Source organism: Wolbachia endosymbiont of Drosophila incompta, from assembly GCF_001758565.1.
Lineage (GTDB): Bacteria > Pseudomonadota > Alphaproteobacteria > Rickettsiales > Anaplasmataceae > Wolbachia > Wolbachia pipientis.
The window spans coordinates 1,078,313-1,081,751 of record NZ_CP011148.1 but is presented as its reverse complement, the minus strand read 5'-3'; the positions used below and the strand labels follow the sequence as shown (position 1 = coordinate 1,081,751).

Below are 3,439 nucleotides of genomic sequence, written 5' to 3'. Positions count from 1 at the left end.
GCTATGACTTTTATATACTGATAATCGTTATACTCACACCCCGGCACTACCGTTTGAAAGCACAGTTCAATGAATTTTAGAAAGTTCATGATATAATGTTGAAACCAACGCGTGACGCTGGGATGACAAAAAAAGGAGCACTGGAATGACACCCTACTTAACCGTCATACCGCGATTCATTCGCGGTATCTCTTAACATAGATCCCGCTAACACGTAGCGGGATACTTAACCATCATTACACCGTCATACCGCGATTCATTCGCGGTATCTCTTAACATAGATCCCCTACTATACCTTAACATAGATCCCGCTAACAAGCAGCGGGATACTTAACCATCATTACACCGTCATACCGCGATTCATTCGCGGTATCTCTTAACATAGATCCCCCTACTATACCTTAACATAGATCCCGCTAACACGTAGCGGGATACTTAACCATCATTACACCGTCATACCGCGATTCATTCGCGGTATCTCAAAGCATAGATCCCGCTAACAAGCAGCGGGATACTTAACCATCATTACACCGTCATACCGCGATTCATTCGCGGTATCTCTTAACATAGATCCCCTTACCATAACCCGCGCTATGCAATCTCTACAAGCAGCGGGATACTTAACCATCATTACACCGTCATACCGCGATTCATTCGCGGTATCTCTTAACATAGATCCCCTACTATACCTTAACATAGATCCCGCTAACACGTAGCGGGATGACGATTGTCGTTTAGCCATAAATATTAAGAAATTTACCAAATGAAAAAAAGGCAAAAGAAGCCCCGTGGTTATTATCTGCTTTAAAATATTGGCGTTTTTTATGTTTTAAACGCTTGACAAGCGAAATTCAGCTGCTTTTAATTGCAACTAACTTACGCTGCAAATGTTTAAGAAATTTACCAAGCAGAAAAAAAGACAAAGAATCCCCGAGTTAGCTAGTCTTTTACTATCTCTGTCGAGTATTGGCATTTTTTGATGTCTTGTAACGCTTTATAAGCGCGTTCAGCTTATTTAGATAAAAATCTAGATGTAGATGAAGTTTTGTAAAGACATACAGTATCTATATACTGCAAAAAATTGAACATAAGACGCTGATACATTAAGTAATCCTTACCTTTTAATCTGCAGATTGGCGAAAGCAAATACAATAGCTTCACTATCATGATAAGGGCGCTGGCGAAGGGTGTCAAGTAAGTTTCTATATAATATTTTCTAAAATAAATAGACTTCTCGCATCCAATTTTGGCAGCGCGCGACACACAACTGCAATGACAAGGTGTCGCAAGATAAACATCATATTCACACGAAGTACTTGACTTCACTTGTACTAAGAAGCATTTTATATATGTTGTGTGCCCGTAGCTCAGCTGGATAGAGCAACAGCCTTCTAAGCTGTGGGTCGTAGGTTCGAATCCCACCGGGCACACTCTTTTATCAATACTTTCTATAAATCTTCAAGTACTCTGGCACCACATTTTCAATTGCTAATGGTCGAACCTTCATTGTTTCAAGGTCAACTGACTTTTCGATTGAACTATTCATCATAACTTTCACCTGATCTTGAGTAAGCATAGGGTTCGTATCTCCGGTTATTGGTTTTAGCAGCATAGAAATAATTTTATTTTCTAAAAAGAAAGCTATTAACTTTGCCATTGGAAAAGATACATTGATCAACAAACACTTTCTGTTAGTAACATTCAGAATAAACTTCAATAAGCTTTTGAAAGAGTAAACCTTTGGTCCACCCATGTTATAAATTTTCTTGTCTTGCTTATTAAAACTGATAATACGATATACCACTTCAGCTAAGTCTGTTACACATATTGGCTGAAATTTAGTTGTTCCATTGCCAATTAGTGGTAAGAAAGGAAGAATAGTTGCTAATCTTGCAAATTTATTAAAGAAGTTGTCTTCTTTACCAAATACAAGGCTTGGCCTAATTATTATTGCTTTTTGAAATGCTGAAGTTACAGCTTTTTCACCTTCCAATTTACTTTTGGCATATTTTGACAACTTGCTATTTTCTATTCCCATAGCAGAAAAATGTATCATCATAGGTACATTTTTCATTTTTGCAGCTTTTGCTATCCTTTCAGCTATTTTAACGTGAACAGCGTAAAAATCGTGCTTTTTTGCTTCATATAATATTCCCACTAAGTTTATAGCTACATCACATTCTTCCATACCATCCAGAACTGATTTTTCATCAAAAAAATCGCCTTTAAATATTGATATTTGTCCTAAATTGCCACACAATTTTAAACAAGCAGCTTTTTCCTGATTACGAGTGAATATCTTTATTAAATATCCTTCTGCTGCCAAGCGTCTTACGATGTGTTTCCCTATAAACCCCGTTCCACCAAAAATAATTACACGTTTTGTCACAATTAAAGTTCCTAATAATTTGTTACTGTAAATTAATACAATGATTTCGCTTAATATTTTATTACGAATTCCCGTACAATAAGATCCATTTTCATTCCTCGTGAGCCTTTAACTAGAATTGCGTCATTATTCTGAATAATGTTAGCTAAATCACTTTTCAATTGATTAGAATCATTAAAATGCGTGCCTCTTATATTATCTGGCAAAAGCTCATGCAATTCTAACATAAATTTACCAACTGTATAAACTTTATCTATATTATTTTCTGTGATAATCTTAACCAAATCTGTATGAAACTCTATGCTTTCATCACCAAGTTCCAACATATCACCAAGCAAAGCTACTTTTCTCTGATTAGAATATGTACTCAAAGTTTTTATTGCAGTTTTCATCGAAGCAGGGCTGGCGTTATAGGAGTCATCAATTAAATGTATATATTTTTTATTGCATTTGACCTTATGAATATTGCCTCTACCTTTCGCTACACTAAAATTCTTAAGTGCAAGTGGTAATTTTGATAAATCAAGTCCGAGGCTTTGCACAACTGCTGCAACAGCAAGTAGCGAATAAGCAAAATGCTCACCTTGTACACGTAAATTACAGTTTATAATTTGATTATCACTCAGCCTGATTTTTAAACTTAATCTATTAGCAACTCGGTTTGATGTCATTCCAGCGCGTGACGCTGGAATCCAGTCTTTATTATACAACCGTCTGATATGCTCATTTGCAATTGAACTTCCTGGATCCAAGTAGTCAAGCACTGGGATGACAGAAGATAGTGCTGAAATGACAGAAGATTCATCGTTTCTTATTAAGTTTAGTAAACAAACTTCAGCATTTTTATCTTTACCGAAGCTTATTACATTTCTATTGGCGTGTGATGAGAGATAATCATAATATTTATTATCTCTGCTTAAAACCAAAGTACCGTTATTTTTCATACCATACAGAATTTCTAACTTCGCTTGTGCAACGTCAAATAGTGATGAAAAATTTTCAGTATGTGCAGGTTCGATGTTGGTAATAACTGCAATATTCGGATTACTA

At 35.9% G+C, this 3,439-nt stretch carries 2 protein-coding genes and 1 tRNA gene; 1 reads left to right on the top strand and 2 read right to left on the bottom strand.

The window, feature by feature from the left end; translation table 11 throughout:
* The first annotated feature begins 1,356 nt into the window (after positions 1-1,356).
* Positions 1,357-1,430: transfer RNA gene (locus WG67_RS04910), tRNA-Arg, on the top strand.
* 8 nt (positions 1,431-1,438) lie between these two features.
* Here WG67_RS04910 and WG67_RS04905 read toward each other — a convergent pair.
* Together WG67_RS04905 and WG67_RS06445 are read right to left on the bottom strand one after the other, a co-directional pair.
* The gene (locus WG67_RS04905) at positions 1,439-2,389 is read right to left on the bottom strand and encodes a complex I NDUFA9 subunit family protein (protein ID WP_010082395.1); all 951 of its coding nucleotides are present in this window, start codon (positions 2,387-2,389) and stop codon (positions 1,439-1,441) included.
* A gap of 50 nt (positions 2,390-2,439) precedes the next feature.
* A partial coding sequence (locus tag WG67_RS06445; protein ID WP_458694924.1) for a WPE palindromic element domain-containing protein occupies positions 2,440-3,439 on the bottom strand: 1,000 nt, incomplete at its 5' end.